Annotated in this window: 11 protein-coding genes; 3 read left to right on the forward strand and 8 right to left on the reverse strand. The window is 42.1% G+C overall.

Annotated features, from left to right (window positions below; translation table 11 throughout):
* Window position 1: 1 nt before the first annotated feature.
* Complete coding sequence (locus GARC_RS03155; protein ID WP_007616632.1) at window positions 2-1,183, reverse strand: acyl-CoA dehydrogenase family protein; 1,182 nt, start codon at window positions 1,181-1,183, stop codon at window positions 2-4.
* A 151-nt stretch (window positions 1,184-1,334) separates the two neighbouring features.
* On the opposite strand from GARC_RS03155, the gene GARC_RS03160 reads away from it, so the two are divergent.
* A complete protein-coding gene (locus GARC_RS03160) occupies window positions 1,335-2,336 on the forward strand; it encodes a GlxA family transcriptional regulator (protein ID WP_007616634.1) in 1,002 nt (333 codons plus the stop codon).
* On the opposite strand, the gene GARC_RS03165 is transcribed toward GARC_RS03160, so the two are convergent.
* From GARC_RS03165 to iadA, 6 genes are all read right to left on the reverse strand, one after another.
* Window positions 2,311-3,693 (reverse strand): vWA domain-containing protein, encoded by a 1,383-nt coding sequence (locus tag GARC_RS03165; protein WP_007616636.1) that lies wholly within the window; start codon window positions 3,691-3,693, stop codon window positions 2,311-2,313. The two genes, GARC_RS03160 and GARC_RS03165, sit on opposite strands and share 26 nt — an antisense overlap.
* Complete coding sequence (locus GARC_RS03170; protein ID WP_007616638.1) at window positions 3,694-4,629, reverse strand: AAA family ATPase; 936 nt, start codon at window positions 4,627-4,629, stop codon at window positions 3,694-3,696.
* Between the two features lie 206 nt (window positions 4,630-4,835).
* Window positions 4,836-6,530, reverse strand: a complete 1,695-nt coding sequence (locus GARC_RS03175) for a Mur ligase family protein (protein ID WP_007616642.1) — start codon at window positions 6,528-6,530, stop codon at window positions 4,836-4,838.
* Window positions 6,531-6,544: 14 nt separating this feature from the next.
* Window positions 6,545-9,361, reverse strand: a complete 2,817-nt coding sequence (gene cphA / locus GARC_RS03180) for a cyanophycin synthetase (protein ID WP_007616644.1) — start codon at window positions 9,359-9,361, stop codon at window positions 6,545-6,547.
* A 181-nt stretch (window positions 9,362-9,542) separates the two neighbouring features.
* On the reverse strand, window positions 9,543-10,361 hold the full coding sequence (locus tag GARC_RS03185) for a cyanophycinase (protein WP_007616646.1): 819 nt from the start codon (window positions 10,359-10,361) through the stop codon (window positions 9,543-9,545).
* 2 nt (window positions 10,362-10,363) lie between these two features.
* Entirely contained in the window at window positions 10,364-11,551 is a 1,188-nt protein-coding gene (gene iadA, locus GARC_RS03190; protein WP_007616648.1) for a beta-aspartyl-peptidase, read from the reverse strand.
* Between the two features lie 173 nt (window positions 11,552-11,724).
* Between iadA and GARC_RS03195 the strand changes: the two genes are divergently transcribed.
* Window positions 11,725-13,119, forward strand: coding sequence for a M20/M25/M40 family metallo-hydrolase (locus tag GARC_RS03195; protein ID WP_052151457.1), 1,395 nt, complete (start codon window positions 11,725-11,727; stop codon window positions 13,117-13,119).
* 239 nt (window positions 13,120-13,358) lie between these two features.
* The gene (locus tag GARC_RS03200) at window positions 13,359-15,398 is read left to right on the forward strand and encodes a glycoside hydrolase family 97 protein (protein ID WP_007616652.1); all 2,040 of its coding nucleotides are present in this window, start codon (window positions 13,359-13,361) and stop codon (window positions 15,396-15,398) included.
* A gap of 110 nt (window positions 15,399-15,508) precedes the next feature.
* On the opposite strand, the gene amt is transcribed toward GARC_RS03200, so the two are convergent.
* The gene (gene amt / locus GARC_RS03205; RefSeq protein ID WP_007616654.1) at window positions 15,509-18,592 is read right to left on the reverse strand and encodes an ammonium transporter; all 3,084 of its coding nucleotides are present in this window, start codon (window positions 18,590-18,592) and stop codon (window positions 15,509-15,511) included.
* Window positions 18,593-18,744: the final 152 nt, after the last annotated feature.

The raw sequence follows: 18,744 nt of genomic DNA on the forward strand, positions 1-18,744 counted from the left end.
ATTAAAGCCCCAGTACGTATTTGGCAGTAATATTTTTCTGTACTTCGTTTGAACCACCATAAATAGTGGCAGCGCGTCCGTACATATAAGCTTTCCTCGCATCATGTCCAAAGGCGTGACCTATGGTTTCTGCATTTTCTTCGCCGTGAATGACGCCGCTGTAGTAGCCGGCCAAATCCATATACATTTGCTGGATCGCTTGTTGAATTTCAGTACCTTTGATTTTAAGTAGTGAAGATTCAACACCCGGTCCTTTACCGTCTGCCGTTGAAGCCAACACACGTAACTCTGTGTATTCTAATGCCATCAATTCAATTTCAGTATTCGATAGGCGATTCTGGAACTGGGTGTCTTCGCTAAGAGGACGTCCACCACTGACTTCTTGAGCAAGTAACTTGCGCAGGTCACGAAGGCGACGCTTAGAATCGGCAACGGCGGCAATAGAAGTACGTTCATGAGCCAATAAGGCCTTAGCATAAGTCCAACCTTTGTCTTGTTCACCAATACGGTTAGCGACAGGGACCCGAACATTGTCAAACACCACTTCGTTGAGACTATGATGATCGTCAATAGATGAAATTTTATTCACCGTAATGCCAGGACTTTTCATATCAATCAATAAGAAAGTAATACCGTCCTGACGTTTGCCAGAAGAATCAGTACGTACTAAACAAAAGATCCAATCTGAGTACTGAGCATAAGTGGTCCAAACCTTGGCACCATTCACGATATAGTCATCACCATCCAGTTCAGCCTTGGTTTTTAATGCGGCAAGATCTGAGCCTGCACCGGGTTCAGAATACCCCTGACACCACCAATCTTCATTTTTAAGAATACGCGGTAAAAAGCGTTTTTTCTGTTCTTCGCTACCAAAACCGTAAATCACCGGCGCAACCATTTTTAAGCCGAATGGCACAACATCAGGGGCCCCGGCTAAAGAGCGTTCCGTTTCGAAGATAAAGTTTTCTGTCACAGACCAGTCGGCACCACCGTGCTCAACAGGCCAACCCGGGGCTAACCACCCTTGGTCATTTAATTTATTCTGCCACTCAATTTGTGCAGCCTTAAACTCTTGGTTGTCGCCACGAATTCTAGTGGCTAGATTGTCAGTCCAATTTTCAGACAAAAATGCGCGCACTTGGTCGCGAAAGGCCAATTCCTCAGCCGAAAAGGTAATATCCACTTAGTCTATCCTCTATCAATTGTTCATCTTGGGCATGTCTCCAAGTAGGCCCCTACTCTACGCCCCTTCCTTTCCCATGTACTTAGGGTAAAATGCCACTTATTGCGGCATATGTGCCAAATAGTGTAAATGAAAAAATGGGGAAAATAGCGTGCCTGAAGCAAAATGGCGAGTAGCCTTACTTATTTTTAACGGTGCCTGGGCTTCTACGGTTTATGGCTCATTGGAATTATTTCACAGCGCTAATTTACGGCAACCCCAAGATCAGCAATTTCACTGCGACTTGCTCAGTGCCGATCATAAACCGGTACAGCTCTATGGTGGCCATTCTATCCATGGCGATTCAATAATAGGTGAACAAGCATATGATCTGATCATGCTGGCCCATTACTGGGGAGATTTCGAAGAGGTAACCCAACAATATCCTAATATTCCAGCTTGGATCGCCAAACAACACGCTCAGGGTGCACGCATTGCTGGGATCAATAGTGGTATTTTTTGGGCTGCTGAGTCCGGAATATTAAACGGCGGGCGAGCAACAGCCTACTGGCGTCACTTACGTGAATTCGAGCAACGTTACCCTGATGTTCAATGGCAAGCCAATCAGGCAAGTGTAGAACATCAAGGGATCTACAGCTCTAATGGTCAAAATGCCTCAATGGATCTTAGTTTGCACTTATTGGAAAAATTTTGCGGCGCCTCAATTGCGGCCGGCTTGGCCAGAGATATCACCTTTGATAGCCGCAGGATCTACGATTTAAATCTAATTAATATTGCCGGTTTTCGGCAACACAGAGATTTAGGTATTCACAAAGCACAGGATTGGCTAGACGAATATTTCACTGAAAGCTTGGAGCTACAACATCTCGCCAAACAAATTGGTATGAGTAAACGCACATTTATTCGGCGCTTTCAAAAAGCCACGGGAGAACTGCCCTCGCGCTACCTACAGCGACTCAGAGTTGAAGCCGCTAAACATCGCTTAGCTAATACCGAAGACAGCATTAAGACCATTGGAATGGATGTGGGTTATCGAGATATCAGCTCGTTCTCAAAAGTATTTAAGTCGCTGACCGATGTCACGCCTCGAGAGTTTCGCAGACGCTTAAGGCCAGCCGCAGCAGGTGTTAGGAATATTTCAAAATCCGACTAAAAATACGTTCGATATCTTTCAAATTTCGACAAGGTTCAGCACTGCTACACCATGGTAAATACTCCGACATAATTGAATCGCCACTATCCCAACTGTTACGCTGCTCTGGATTTAGCCATAACACCCGCTTACTCTTACGAAAAACCTGTTCCCAAATATCTACCCGACCATCGCCTTGATTATTACGGGCATCGCCCAACATGATAACAGTTGTCTTTTTGTCGATACTCGCTAGCGCTTGTGACTGAAAGCCTGACAGAGCCTTGGCATAGTCCGTAGACAAGCCACCCCAGCGTTTCATAATTTCCTCAAGGGCCAACTCAATTTCTTGCTGTTTAAACAGCTCGGTAACCTCGACCATATCCGAGGCAAAAACAAATGAGCGTACTTTTGGCATAACGTCTTGTAGAGAATACAAAAACAACAAAAGAAAACGCGCAACCCTACTCACCGAACCACTAACATCACAGATCGCCACAACTTTAGGCCTTTCTACCCGTGTTGCTTTCCAACGTGTATGAAATAATGCCCCATCAAAAGCGGCATTGGCGGCTATGGTTTTACGCACATCTAACTGCCCCCGTTTACGGGTTAAACGCCGACGACTATGTTGTGCAGCTAATTTGCGCGCAGCGCGGCGCACCAAAGTTTGCATTAGTTTGTAGTCGAGACGATCAAGCTGGCTTAACTTTGCCTGCTGTAAAAAATCCTCACGGTATTTTTGGCCTTTATGTTGAGCAAAAATCTGATGCTGCTGCTCCACATAATCTTTAACTTGATCAAGCAGGCGGGCACGAGATTTGATTAATTCTCGTTGTAGTTTTTTTTGCTTTGGATCAGGACTGTTTTTTGGTTCAGGACTGTTGGTTACTCCATGGATTTCGGCGCTCAGCGCTTCGTCTCCGAGGCGTTGCATTATTTTGTAGGCGAAATGATTTTTTTGAGTAAACAGCACAATAGTCGACAACTTCTCTGCCACAGCCGCCTGAGCAATAGCCAGACTCATATCTTCTTTTTGTATCAGAGCTTGTCCCAAAGCTGAACTTGCGTTAGCTGCCGAGTCATCCCCATTGCCTGCATCCTTCTGCGCTGCGAGTAAATCCTCAGAGGGCTCGCTGTCACCTTGATCCGCTTCTTTAGCTTTTTCAACACCAGTGAAATATAAGTCAAATAACTCCTCATAAATCTCTTGGTCATCCTGTCGCTTAACCAAGGTTAATGCCAAAACATTTTTGCATGTTTCACGACTATCAAGTCCTAACAACTGGATGGCTTTTAACGCATCCAAGGACTCAGCTGGCGAAACTGGCAAACCAGCTTCACGCAGCGCACCTATAAAGTCGGCAACAAAACGCACTTAGCGCAAACTCTTCAATAAAGCCGCAATTTCTGGCTCAACTAACTCGATATCATCCTGAAACTTCAGTAATAAATTCAAAGTTTCTTTCACCCAATGAGAGTCCAACTCTGCAACATTTAATAAAAGTAACGCTCTTGCCCAATCGATAGTTTCACTGACTGCCGGAGATTTTTTCAATGGCATATCTCTAAGTTTGCCAATAATAGCCACTATCTGCTCTCTTAGCTGTGCATCCAGACCTTCAACCTGAGTCGCTAAAATTCGGCTTTCTAAGGCTGCATCAGGGAATGGAATATACAAATGTAAGCAACGACGCTTTAGCGCATCCCCGAGCTCTCGCGTGTTATTACTGGTTAACATCACTATTGGAGTCGAAACAGCTTTTACTGTACCAATTTCTGGAATAGACACTTGATAATCCGATAACAGCTCTAATAAAAAAGCTTCAAATTCTTGATCTGCTTTATCTATTTCATCTATCAGTAAAACTGCACCATCCTCACTCTGCAGAGCTTGCAATAAGGGTCTGGGTTCCAAAAACTCTTGTGAATAAAAGATGTCGCCAAACTCATGCAAACGGGTAATAGATTCATCTAATCCCTTAGCACCTCTAAGCACATCACCTAATTGTTCTTTAAGAACCTGAGTGTAAAGCAGTTGTTTGCCATACTTCCATTCATACAGTGCCTTTGACTCGTCAAGCCCCTCATAACACTGCATACGGATCAGCGGCGCGTTGAGGTAAGCAGCTGTTATTTTGGCTAATTCAGTTTTCCCAACACCGGGAGGACCTTCAATTAAAATGGGTTTTTGCAAGTGACAAGCCAAATATATTGCGGTGGCGACTGAATTGCTACATATGTAACCTAAGGCCTCGTAACGGCTTTGAATAATCTCTGGTGAGGCAATTTTTTCTTGGTGTTTAATGATCACGGATATCTGCTGCTCGAGGATAGTTATCCGATATTATTCAGATAATGTTTGCCTATTACCAATCACTAAAATCACTTTAAAACTATTGGCGAAAAGCTTGTTGTTGTGGATTGTTTCTATTTCTTGGGACATCACTAGAAAAGTGAAACAAAAGCTCAAACAGCAATTACGATTTGAGCTTTTTTATAGAACACCAGAGATTATGGTTAGTTTAGAAAAGTTAATTGGGTCAAATACTCATGCACTTGTTCCCTATCCGACAATACAAATAATAAAACCACATCGCCTGGCTGGGCAAAATCCATGGCGATTTTCGCGCCTTCTAATGGGTTAGCTGCATACTGTATTTTTTCAGAAGGAATCGATTGTTGCTGTAAATAATTACCAACAATCTCTGGTACATCGCCTATTTCTCGCCCCCGTAAATAACGCTCTAACTCAGTCACTACGTATAAACTTGCATCTAACTCGGTTACAGCAGCTGTGAGATTACGTATTTCTTCGTCACTTCTATCCCCAGCATGGCTAAACATGGCAATTTTACGCTTAGCTGGAAGTTGGTTAATGGTTCTTACTACCGCACGCATACTATGTTCGTTGTGAGCAAAATCCACCAGCACCTTAATACCTTTGATTTCGTAGATATTGCCTCTTCCAGGGTTATCTTGGGCGTTGCTGCCGAAATCCTTTAAACCATCTCGAATCGCTTGAGTAGGTAAATTCAGCGCTTTGCATAAACCCACTACTCCTAACGCATTTTGCACATTGTGCTCAGCAGCGCCGTTCAGTGTCATAGGGACTTGCTCTAGTGCGGCAATGTATTCTTCATCACAACCTAAAGCATAAACAATATGTTTATTGCGAATAAATACCGCCGCACCACCTGACCTTATCTGGCTTTGGATCAAAGCATTAGATTCATCTGTGCTGTACCAACAAACCTTTTTATCAAGCTTTAAACCTTGTTCTCTTACCAGTTTATTGTCGGCGTTTAACACTAATGTACCCTGTGCATCGAGTCCCTTAGCAACCACAAATTTTGTTTCTGCTAATTCTTCAACTGTATTGATACCATACTGTCCCAAATGATCACTGGCGACATTGGTAATAAGCGCCGCGTCCACTGAATCAATGGGGATGCCTCTTCGTAATATTCCACCACGGGCCACCTCTAAAAAAGCCAGCTCAGTGCGTTGATCTCTAAGTAACATTCTTGCGCCACCTGGGCCAGAATAATCACCATGATCAATAATATCGCCACCTACACGAATAAAATCAGTAGAAGTGACACCGGCAACATAACCCGCGGCTTTAGCAATGTGCGACGCCAAACGTACGCTGGTTGACTTGCCATTGGTGCCAGTGATGAAAACCCGTGGAATGTCTTGATATTGTTGCCATTTAATACTTTTTAAGTCTGGCAGTGCCCTAACAGGCCAAGTTTGTGATGACTTACCCATACCTAAGCTGACTTCATCGTCATCAGCGATACAACTGACTCCATGCTTTTTGGCTTCTTGTATCAAAGTGATAAGTGCAGGGTTGAGCTCTTCAGCAAGTTCATCCTGTAATTCATTTAGCCGTTGTTGCCAATTGGGTGTGAAGTCGTTTTTAAGTTCAGCTACAGCACAATGCCAAGCTAATTCAGCAAGATCACAAGCACAATAAAGGGCATCTATTGGGGCACTTATGGCTAAGTTTGCCCCTTCGCTATGCAGTCGATAAGTAGTTTGTTGTTGCCAGCCAAATTCAGCTAACAACTTTGCCAGCCACTTGTGCCAAACATCCACCACAGTATTCTTATCAATGTCATCAATAAACACATCAAGAATGGCACCAGGTTGATCCCACAATAAGTTAGGCCCAGTTAAGCGCCGTGCGTCGTCTAGTTCTAATCGCATTATTCGAATCTTCCTTAATCAGAATCTTCGTCATGCTCAACCACTAAACGCACACCACGTTCGTCATGCACCAGTGACTCACCTGCGTTTAATTCAAACTTATGCTCTATAGGTTCAAATAGTTTTTCAGGGAAATCTTGTGACGGTATTTCATCTTGCTTGTCTGCGTCAACATTGCCATTAAAATGCACAATCTGTTTCCAACAACGGGTGATGTTGTCTCCCAGAATTATCAGCAAATCGCCTTTTTTACAATCTTTAAGGGCTTGATCAATCGCTTCTTCTTCAGATGGAATGACTTGAATGTTGGCGTCATCAATACCGGCTTCAAGCAATGTTTGTTTGAGCATTTGTGGTACTTCATCATTACCGCGACCTCTTCTGTCATCGTCAGCTTTGCAAATGAATGTATCGAAACCTTTGGCAGTAATTTGGCCTACTTCTACCACATCCTCATCTCGTCTATCGCCTGGCATCGCCAGTACTATTCTGCGTTTTCCACTTACATCTAGACGTGTAGCTAAATCGGTAATGGTAGCGATTGCAGCTGGATTATGGGCGTAATCGAGTATGACTTTGAACGGTAATTCATCATAAATATTGAGTCGACCTGGGGCTTGATAGAAAGAGGTATTAAAAATTCGTAAGCCTTGGCGAATATTTTCTAGAGAGGTATCAAAACTATAGGCAATGGCTGCGGCAAACATAGCATTTTGCACATTGTGTAAAGCTTTACCTTCAACTGTTGCAGGGATTAAATGAGTCCAAAGTAGTGGTATATGTGCACCCTTATCATAGATAGTGATCATATCGCCATTGATGCCCTTTTCGAGCACAGCGGCCATACCACCACTGCGGATATGTTCGCGCACTAGCCCATGACCCGAGTCCATAGTCACATAACAAATACGCTCAGCGTCACAGAAATCTGCCATTTGTAAACACAAATGATCATCAGCATTCAACACCACCACATCTTTGGCTACTTCAACTACCACACGTTTAATTTGTGCAAGTTGCTCTACTGTATTAATTCCTCTTTGTCCCAAATGATCGGCTGTAACATTAAGGCAAGCTCCGACATTACAAGTGGTATAGCCCAAGCCGCGCTTGAGAATACCACCACGTGCCGTTTCCATAATGGCAAAATCAACACTAGGGTCACGTAGTACTATTTGCGCAGATGTGGGACCTGTCATGTCCCCTTTAACGGTTAAGTGGCCGTCGATATACACACCATCTGTAGAAGTCATGCCGGTAGTAAATCCAGACGATTTCATGATGCTGGCTAACATACGTGAAGTTGTGGTTTTACCATTGGTACCGGTAATTGCAGCAATAGGAATGCGCGCATGACTGCCAACGGGGAACAACATGTCTATGACTTTTCCAGCGACATCTCTTGGAGTGCCTTCACTTGGTGCCACATGCATTCTAAAACCAGGGGCAGCATTACATTCGCAAATACCACCACCAATTTCTTTATAAGATTTGCTGATATCGTCAGATAAAAAGTCTACTCCCCCCACATCAAGACCAATGGCTTTGATTGAGCGCACCGCCATATCTCTATTATCAGGGTGCACCATATCAGTCACATCAATGGCGGTGCCACCAGTGGATAGATTGGCAGTAGAGCGTAAAAAGAAAATTTGGTCTTTGTCTAATACGGTTTGTTTGTTGTAGTTAGCTTCATCCATCAAACGTTCGGCTTGGCTGTCTAACTCCAATCTAGTTAATACTTTTTCATGGCCTATGCCGCGACGTGGATCTTGGTTAACTATATCGACTAATTCTTCAATATTACTGACACCATCACCCACAACATGGCCGGGTACACGTTTAGCAACCGCCACTAGTTCATTATTCACTACTAACATTCTGTGATCATAACCAGTCAAAAAGCTTTCAATCAAAATAGCTTTACTGGTGCCGTGTTTTTGAGCTTCGTGGTAAGCGGTAATAACCTCTTCATCAGTTGTCAGGTTGATACTGACACCTCGACCATGATTCGCATTTAAAGGTTTAACCACCACCGGAAAACCAATTCTATTGGCTGCACGAGCGGCTTGTTTTTCACTATAAACCATCACCTGTTGCGGAACGGGTAACCCCAAATCGTTGAGTAAATTATGGGTGTCTTCTTTATCGCAAGAAATTTCTACGGCTATGTGTTTGGTTTCACTGGTTATAGTAGCTTGAATACGCTGTTGATATTTACCGTGCCCAAACTGCACTAGGCTATATTCGTTAAGCCTAAGCCAAGGAATATTGCGCTGCTCTGCAGCTGCTACTAGTGAGCCTGTACTGGGCCCAAATTCTTTACGTTGCGCCATACGCACAAAACTGCGTAATTCATCGCTAAAATCAAAGTCATCTTCAATATCCGAACTAATAACTTGTTGTACATTAGCTGGCATCAAATGGGTTAATAAACGCATGCCTAAGGCGCCGGCTTCAAGCCCTACGTCTCTTTGATGATATTGATAAACAACGTTGTAGCAGCCTTCTTTTTTCAAACTTCTAGTACGACCAAAATTAACCGGAGAGCCTGCCAAATTCTGTAATTCGAGGGCCACATGTTCCCATATATGTCCTATCCAAGTGCCCTCATCTTCTCTCAAGCGCCTAATAAATCCGCCGTCTTCACCATATGAACAACCATGGCTTTGTAATGAAGGTAAAGCTTTAATTAGTCCATCAATAAAACCTGCGCCTAACTTTACTGAAGGCCAATTTTCTAACTCACCAATATCGATTTGATAACGAATAACAGGGAAATTAGCGTAGATATTAGGACCAACATACACATTTTTGCTGAGAATTTTCATAGGCTAAAGGTTCCTGCTTAAGTGTTACTGAAATAAGAATAGATTGAGAATGCATAGATTGTTTACACATCAAACTAACTTATAGAAAAATGCGGATAAGCGCCAATGATTTTAGCTTGGAATAGGGGATATATTAAAATGGGTAACTAAACATATCAGCTACCCATCTTTTAAAAGTACTTTATTCGATGAAGGCTTTACGATCATTAATGTTATAACGACTGCCACTAGCCAATATATGTAATTTTAAGTTCAGCAATGTGAGTGCATCACCACTGCGCGCTTCAGCCATAGAAGAATGTTCAATGTCTGATGGGTCGATGACGGTAATTGCGCCACTACCCACTACAGTAAATTCATTGTCACCGTCGATAAAAGCTGCGGTATCTTCATCAAGTCCTAGACCGAGTAAAAACGGATTGTAAGACACGGCACTGAGTAACCGTGACAATCTATTGCGCTCATTAAAATGCTGATCAACCACTATAGTATTAATCAGTCCTAAGCCCGGCGCTAAATTCACACCATCTTCGGTAGGTACAATGCCGGTATTGCCACCGGTAATCATATGTTGTGACACAATAGCGGCACCCGCTGAAGTGCCTGCAACATGCACACCTTGGGCATTTAGCTTACGAATAGTTTGGGCTATAGGTGTGCCTCCTAGAATAGTCGACAAACGTAATTGGTTACCCCCAGTGATAAATATGCCAGTACAACTTTCAAGTTGGGTGACATATTCTTCTTTTTTAGCATCATTACGATCACTAATAGGCAACCAATGGGTATTACCGGCCCCTAGTTCTTTAAATATTTTTTGATATCTCTCACCGGTATCTTCCAACTGAGAAGCGGTAGGCACAATACAAATATCAGCATCGCTGCCGCCGCATAACTCCACAAATTTCTTTAAAATTTCTGGGTTATCTATTTTTTCTTCTGCACCACCAATGGGTATGACATACCCGCGTTGTTGCCCTTTAATATCTGGAGACGGCATTTTTATTCCTCAAAGGTACCTTTCTTAACAACTGCTTTATTGTAGATATGCCAAACACCCTTTGCCATCACGTGGTTTATACGGTTTTGTTTATCTAAAACGATTAAATCAGCATCCATACCGAGTGCTATTTGACCTTTATTTTTAAAGTTCATAAGCGTGGAAACATTGCTTGTAAAAAAAGCTAAGCAATCTTCAATTTTTGTTCCTTGGTCTACCAATTGATAAAATACATTGGTCATTGCAATCGAATTTGCAAAATCCATTTTGGTCATATGACCATGACAATCAAAATTGGGCAGACAACCACCGCCATCTGAACTAATGGTTAATTTGTCTTGTGGGTAATCGCTATTGATATAGCGTAATAATGCGTCTGCTGGCTCGTAACCTACTTCACCAGTTTCAAATGCGGTGACATCTATCCAGCAACCTTGCTTGGTTAACTCACACGCTTCTTCGAATAATTCTCTGCGCCGGTTAACATGAGTAGGATTAAAGGTTCTAGCAGGGATCTCTGACGAAGCTAACGCTTGGCGCACTAATTCTAGACCACGCTCACCATCACCTAAATGCAAATGCACTACACCCGCTTTACCAGTCATCAAGCGTGAAACATGAGCTTCTGATGCTACTTTTAGTAATTCATTAAGTGTGGGTTGCGATGATCTATGATCACTAATAGCCAATTCACCTACCCCCACAATAGGCTCAATAAATACAATATCGGTTCTTATTGAGCCCGTTAGAGTAGTTGGCGGCAGATGATACCCACCTGTATAACAGTAGGCTGACAGCCCTTCCTCTCGCAAAGCGTACACTTGGGCAAGTAATGATTCAGTACTGCGAGTCACATCGTCAGTACCCAATAATCCAACCGCAGTTGTCACACCCGCTTGCGTAAATTGACTTAAAGGCACAGCTGGAACACGAGTTGAAAAACCTGCTTCACCGCCGCCGCCCGTAATGTGGGTATGGGCGTCGATAAAACCAGGAAGCAACGCTTGGCCTTGCAGGTCGAGTTCATCAACGGCAAGTAGCGGATCCAAAACAGGTAACTCATCACCCATGTAGAGTATTTCGCCACCACCAATCACAAGATGCTGAAGACCCATAGCCTCAGGAGCATAAACATTAGCGTTTTTAAGTAAAGTTATAGAACTAGCTGAAGCCACAGAATTTACCGACATATAAAAATAAGATGAAAACAGCGCGATCCTAAAGCACTCAAAGCCGCTTAGCAAAGGCTTTGTCAGCTTAATCCCCCCATAAAACCAAGATTAATCTGCCAATGTGGCTGCAAATCGTACAAATTAAGACTAGAGTTAATACTCGTTTTTCATCTATATATTGAATAACCCACATGAAAAAAATTCTATCATTTACAATATTAATCTTTGCCTCTATGTCCACTTTAGCTGCTGCGATAAAAGATTCCCCACATGCAGTAAAAACGCTGCAGATTTACAAAACCATAATTGAGATCCCAACCGTAGCCGGACGTGGCAAAGTACCAGAAATGGCCGCATACCTAGCAAAAGAATTTAGTGACGTTGGCTTTAAAAATGAAGATATTCAAATTCTTCCAACTGGTGAAACAGCAGCACTAATTGTGCGTTACCAAGGTAACGGCTCTGCAGACAAAAAACCCATTCTTTTACTGGGTCATATGGATGTAGTAGAAGCGTTTGACAAAGATTGGCAGCGCCCGCCTTTTACGCTCACTCAAGATGATAAGTATTTCTACGGCCGCGGCACTATAGATAATAAACTTGGCATTGCCATGCTCTCTGCAACTTTTATTCGTTTGAAAAAAGAAGGTTTTATTCCTAACCGGGATATCTTTATCGTTTTCTCGGGTGACGAAGAAACCGCCATGGTAACCACAAAAATGCTCGCCAATGCACGGCCTGAACTGGCAAACGCAGAATACGCTCTTAATTCTGATGCTGGCGGCGGTGATCTGGATAAAGATGGCAAAGCCATAACCTACTTAGTGCAAGCAGCAGAAAAAACCTATGTTAGCTTCGAACTCACATTGCGCAACAAAGGCGGCCATAGCTCAAGACCAAGGCCCGACAATGCGATTTATGAACTATCAACAGCCTTACTTAACATCAGAGACTACCACTTCCCTGTGATGTGGAGTGACATGACTCGGGAGTTTTTTAAAGTATCAGGTACCCAATTGAGCGGCGAATTAGGCAAGGCTATGACGGCATTTGCAGCCGACCCAACAAATAAAAAAGCATCTGACCGACTAGAAAAAGAATCCTCATACGTGGGTACCACTCGTACTACTTGTGTCACTACTATGTTAAAAGCAGGACACGCTGAAAATGCCCTACCGCAATCCGCCACAGCCACAGTCAATTGCCGTATTTTCCCAGGTATCAGTGTTGAAGACGTCAAACAAAGCCTACAAAAAGTGGTAAACAATGATGCTATAGAATTTGTCACCTTAGGCTTACCAGTAGAAAGCCCAATATCAGAATTGCGGGATGACGTAAGGGCCGCGGTCAAAAAAGCCGTACATGCTCGTTATCCTAATGTACAAATAATTGCCTACATGGAATCAGGCGGCACAGACGGTATGCACTTTCGCAAAGCAGGTATCCCAACATGGGCATTAGCTAGTGTATTTATGAACCCAGATGAAATGTTTGCCCACGGTCTAAATGAACGTTTACCTATCAAAACCTTCTATGATGGCTTGGATCATTGGAGCATTATTTTAAAAGACCTAACAGCTAACTAACCTTAGATTACAACAAATGCCTGCTGCCATTTTTAGTAGCAGGCTTGAACATTTATGACTGTATTAAATCCTCAAAGACTGCCCACAATTAACTGAGGTTATTGAATTTGCTAATATTATTTAGCCAATTTGAATTGAATACGTATGTAGCAATTTGTTAAGCACTCAATGCAGAGATAGTATTAATTATTCAAACTTTATTGATCTTAAATTTAGAAAGATCAAAGGATAAGACTAATATGAAACTCAAACATCTAGCAAATTGTGGTCTATTACTCACGGTTTTTATTGTTAATCAAACAATGGCCAAAACTGTCAGTCTAACCTCTCCCAATAACGCCCTAGAAATCTTTTTATCAGACGATAACGGGGCGATTAAATACCAAGTGAAATATGCTGGAAAATTAGTAATACAACCCTCAGCTTTGGGACTACTGCTTAAGAACGAAGAAGGTTTTTCGCAGAATTTAAGTATTAGGAAAAGCGAGATATTGTCAGCAGATGATACTTGGGTTCAGCCATGGGGTGAGCGCAAATTTGTAAGAGATCATCACAACGAACTTTATGTCGAATTCAAAGAAGATGATAATTCACCATTTAATATAGGTATTCGATTTAAGTTATTTGATGATGGTTTTGGGTTTCGTTATGAAGGTTTGGGTGACAACAAAACTCCTGTCGCTATTATTGATGATTTGACCGAATTTTCATTCCAACAACCTGAAAAAATAGATTCTTGGTGGATACCTGCTCGTGGCTGGAATCGATACGAATATTTATACGAATCGACAAAACTCGATAAAATTGATCGGGTGCATACGCCTTTCACTTTCAAACTGCCAGGTGGTGAACACGTCAGTATTCATGAAGCAGCCTTAGTGAATTTTGCAGCCATGACCTTAGACCAAAGACGCCCTGGAACGCTAAAATCAAATTTAACACCCCGTTATGATGGCCTAAAAGTATTAACTACTGGTGACTTTAAAAGCTCATGGCGTACGGTTCAAATAGCTAAAGATGCGGTTGGATTGCTTAATTCTGATTTAATTCTCAACCTCAATGAACCGAATAAGCTGGGTGATGTGTCATGGGTTAAACCAGGTAAATACGTTGGTATTTGGTGGGGCATGCATCTAAATGTGAATAGCTGGGGTTCTGGCCCTATTCACGGTGCAACCACGCAGCAAACCAAACAATATATGGATTTTGCGGCTAAGTATGGTTTTGATGGTGTGTTAGTAGAAGGTTGGAATATTGGCTGGGACGGCAGTTGGTATGAAAATGGAGATGTATTCAGTTTCACGCAAAACTATGCCGATTTTGACTTAGAAGCCGTTACCCAATATGGCAAATCTAAAGACGTTCGACTAATTGGCCACCATGAAACATCTGGCAGTATAAGTAATTATGAAAACCAAATGGACGACGCCTACACACTTTATCAAAAACACGGCGTGACTCAAGTAAAAACAGGTTACGTTGCCGATGGTGGCCAAGTTAAACGTATTGACGAAAACGGGATTGCACGCATGGAGTGGCACGATAGTCAAAACGTTATCAATCACTACTTACACAGTGTCAAACAAGCAGCCAAACATCAAATTAGCATTAATACTCACGAACCCATTAAAGATACCGGATTAAGACGTACCTACCCCAATTGGATCAGTCGAGAAGGTGCTAGAGGTCAGGAGTTTAATGCCTGGGGCTCCCCTCCAAATTCTCCTGCACATACAGTTAACCTTGTGTATACCCGCATGTTGGCAGGGCCTATGGATTTTACACCAGGAATTTTTAATTTGGCTTATGAAGGGCTTGATGCAGAAAATCGCGTACAAACCACTTTAGCCAAACAACTTGCCTTGTATGTGGTGTTATACAGCCCAATTCAAATGGCGGCCGATTTAATAGAACACTACGAGCAAAACTTGCCCGCGTTCCAATTTATTCAAGACGTATCAACGGACTGGCAACAAAGTATTGCCTTGGATGGTGAAGTCGGTGAATTTGTGGTATTTGCTAGGCAAGAAAGAGACAAAAATGATTGGTTTTTAGGAGCAATTACTAATGAAAAAAGTCGCGAAATTAAACTAGCACTAAGCTTCTTAGAGAAAGGTAAAAGTTACCAAGCACAAATCTATAAAGATGGCGAAGACGCTGATTGGAAAAGCAATCCCTACGCTTTGGATATCGTCAAGCAAGTCGTCACAAGTGAGGATACGTTAAATCTAAAACTTGCCACAAGCGGTGGCGCTGCGATCCGCTTCAAAGCACTATAAAACTCGGCGATTAGTTTTTGGGGCAAGCTAAATGATAAATCAGCCAGCCTTCAGTATGGCAAATCTAGTGGTATTAAATTGAAGGGGCAATGCCCCTTCTTTGTCTGTAGTTAATATAGAATATTAACTACAGATTCTTCGCTGTATTGTGTGAGGTCTTTTTGAATTAATAGCTTACTGGCATCTGCGACACTTTGTGGTCGATGAAAATAAAAACCTTGATAATAATCACATCCCATTTTTTGCAAAGTGGCTAATTGTGACTCAGTTTCGATGCCTTCAGCAATAGTTGTTAACTTAAGACTCTTGGCTAAATTAACAATAGTTGCACATATTTCAGCATCCTCATTTTTCACATCACTTTCTGCAACAAAAGAACGATCAATTTTGAGAATATCCAACGGTAATATTTTTAAGTAACTTAACGACGAATAACCGGTGCCAAAATCATCCACAGAAACACTACAATTGAGCGACTTCAACTCATTCAGAATAGACACACAAGTATCAATATCCTCAATTAACATGCTTTCGGTGATTTCTATTTCTATGTACTTTCCGTCAATGTTGTAATGGGTTAGCTGAGTTTTAATAAAAGGCAAAAACTCAGGGCAAACAAGGTGTCGGCCCGCAATATTGATAGAAACGGGTAATACTTGATAGCCTTGGGCAAACCATTGTTTAATGGTCTTCAATACCGAAACAATAACAAACTCACCAATAGCCACAATTAAATTACTTTGCTCAGCGATAGGAATAAATTCGGCAGGAGAAATATCACCTAAGGTTGGATGGTGCCAGCGTATCAAAGCTTCAAACGACACTAAGGTGCCCTGTGCGGTTACTTTAGGCTGATACACCATACTTAGCTGATTGAGCTCTAAGGCAGCTTGTATCCTTCTTTCATACTCACCCTCTGCATGGGCTTTTTCTCCCATTAGTTGCGTATAAAGTTGGAAATTATCTCTGCCTTTTGTTTTAGCATGGTACATAGCGATATCGGCATGTTGTATCAGTTCATCTGAACTGACACTACCCGACTCAGAGATAGCAATGCCGATACTGGTAGGAATGCGGTAATTTTTTTCTTTTATCGTAATAACATCCCTCAATACAGCTAACACTTGTTGTGCTTTTTCACAGACAATCTTAGTCGTGAGCTCCCCCCTTACAACAATAATAAATTCATCTCCTCCTAAACGCGCAACAATATCTTGTTCTCCACAGACCTTATTTAATCGTGAAGCAACCTCTACAAGTAAAACGTCTCCCGCCTTATGTCCTAGGGTATCGTTGATTTTTTTAAAGTTATCTAAGTCCAAAAAAAACAAGGCTATGACGTCATTATTAAATTTTGCATCTCTGACCGCCAAATTAAGTTCGCGCATTAAGTGAGTGCGATTAGAGAGGTGAGTAAGTGGATCTTTATAGGCTAAAAAATGTAGCCTTGATTGGATTTTTTGCTCTTGGGTGACATCTCTAAGGTGTAAAGTAAATTCCAGCCTTTTATCCATACTGACTCTGGCACTGGTGATGGTTACTTCAGCTGGGAAGGTTTGACCTGAAGCTCGTTTTAGCTGCACTTTAGAACGCCTATCTAACACTAACCCACTAGCGTGGGAAAATTGATGGGACAAACTAACTAAAAACGCTTTTTTATTCTCTTCTAGAGCAAAATTGTCAATAAAACACAGACCAGAAATTTGATTTTTCAAAATACCTAAAGTGCGCTCTGCAGCTGGGTTAAATTCAATAATATGGCCTTGCCAGTCAATGGAAATAATGCAATCCATGGATGAGTCCAAAATGGCACTTTTGCGTTTTTCACTCAGCTTGAATTGCTTCATCGCCTTTTCGCGGGCTAACATCTCTTGTGATACCTGAGAAATCACTTGGTTGTATTTTTTTGCTATTTGGCCAACTTCAGTAAAAGGCTCTTCTTTCACAGCTAAACTGTAATTGCCTTCTGTTTGGTGGGTCTGCATTTCATCTAATAAGTCAATCAACTCAGTGGTGGCATGATGCTCACTGATATTTAAGCCGCGAACTTCATCTTCTTGGGATACTCTGAGTGGATGTGAACGGTTAATTAGCACTATAAATAAATAACTCACACAAAAACTGAAGACACCTATAGTGAAAATACCAAGTAATTGCACTGCCACTTGCTCAATCATAGTTAAACCAGTGGCAAGTATGAGTGGGTCGCCAAAAAATCCCACGGCCAATGTCCCCCAAACACCCGCGAACAAATGTGTGGGAATCACTTTTAAGGCATCATCAATTTCTAATTTATCAAGTAACTCTGATCCATAATGCGCTATGACACCCGCCAAAATTCCAATAAAAGCAGCTTCCACAGGCGAGACAGCGTGGCAGCCTGCAGTCACCCCAACTAAACCAGCGATAATGCCATTTAAACTCGAACCAACGTCCACATAGCGCTGGGTAATTTGATGTAAAACCGTACTAGCCAGTCCGCCCCAAATGCCTGCTAAACAGGTGTTTAGAATAATAATAGGCACTAAATCATCAAAAATAAGCGCACTACCACCGTTAAAACCGAACCAACCAAACCAAATTAGCATAGTACCTAAAGCGGCCATGGGTATATTGCTGCCAGAGGGAAAACTATGTGCGGACTGAAATCGCCCTAGCCTAGGTCCAATCACTAAAACGGCAGCTAATGCCACCCAACCGCCAACTGAATGCACCACAGTTGAGCCTGCAAAATCTATAAAACCTAATTGTTGCAGCCATCCCTCGTTGCCCGAAGTAAACGCGCCAGCCCATGCCCAATGACCAACCAGCGGATAAATAAAGGCGCTAAGAATGATAGTGATATAAATATACCCAGAAAACCGCATTCGTTCTGCTACAGCGCCAGAGGTCAATGTAGCGGCAGTGCTACAAAACATCATTTGAAAAAGGAAAAACAAAATTTGGTAGGGCGTGTTATTTTGACCGAATAAAAATTCACCGCTTCCTATCCATCCAGCAACGCTTGGCCCAAACATTAAGCCAAAACCAAATAGCCAAAACACACAAGCTGAAATAATAAAATCGGTGACATTTTTAGCCGCAACATTAATATTATTTTTACTGCGAGTTCTGCCACTTTCTAAACATAAAAATCCCACCTGCATTAAAAAAACAAACATAGTAGAAATAAGCAGCCAAAGGTGGTCTAACATTTACTTTTGTACCCTACAATTTACGGTTATATCTTTAGGCTTAAAGCAAATATTGTTCCCGCTCAAATACCACCTTATGGCAATAAAAGACCAGTATTTTCCCCACAATAGTGCAGGCAAGAGATATTCATGCAAACCAGCACCAAGTAAGG

Source organism: Paraglaciecola arctica BSs20135, from assembly GCF_000314995.1.
Taxonomy (GTDB): Bacteria; Pseudomonadota; Gammaproteobacteria; order Enterobacterales; family Alteromonadaceae; genus Paraglaciecola; species Paraglaciecola arctica.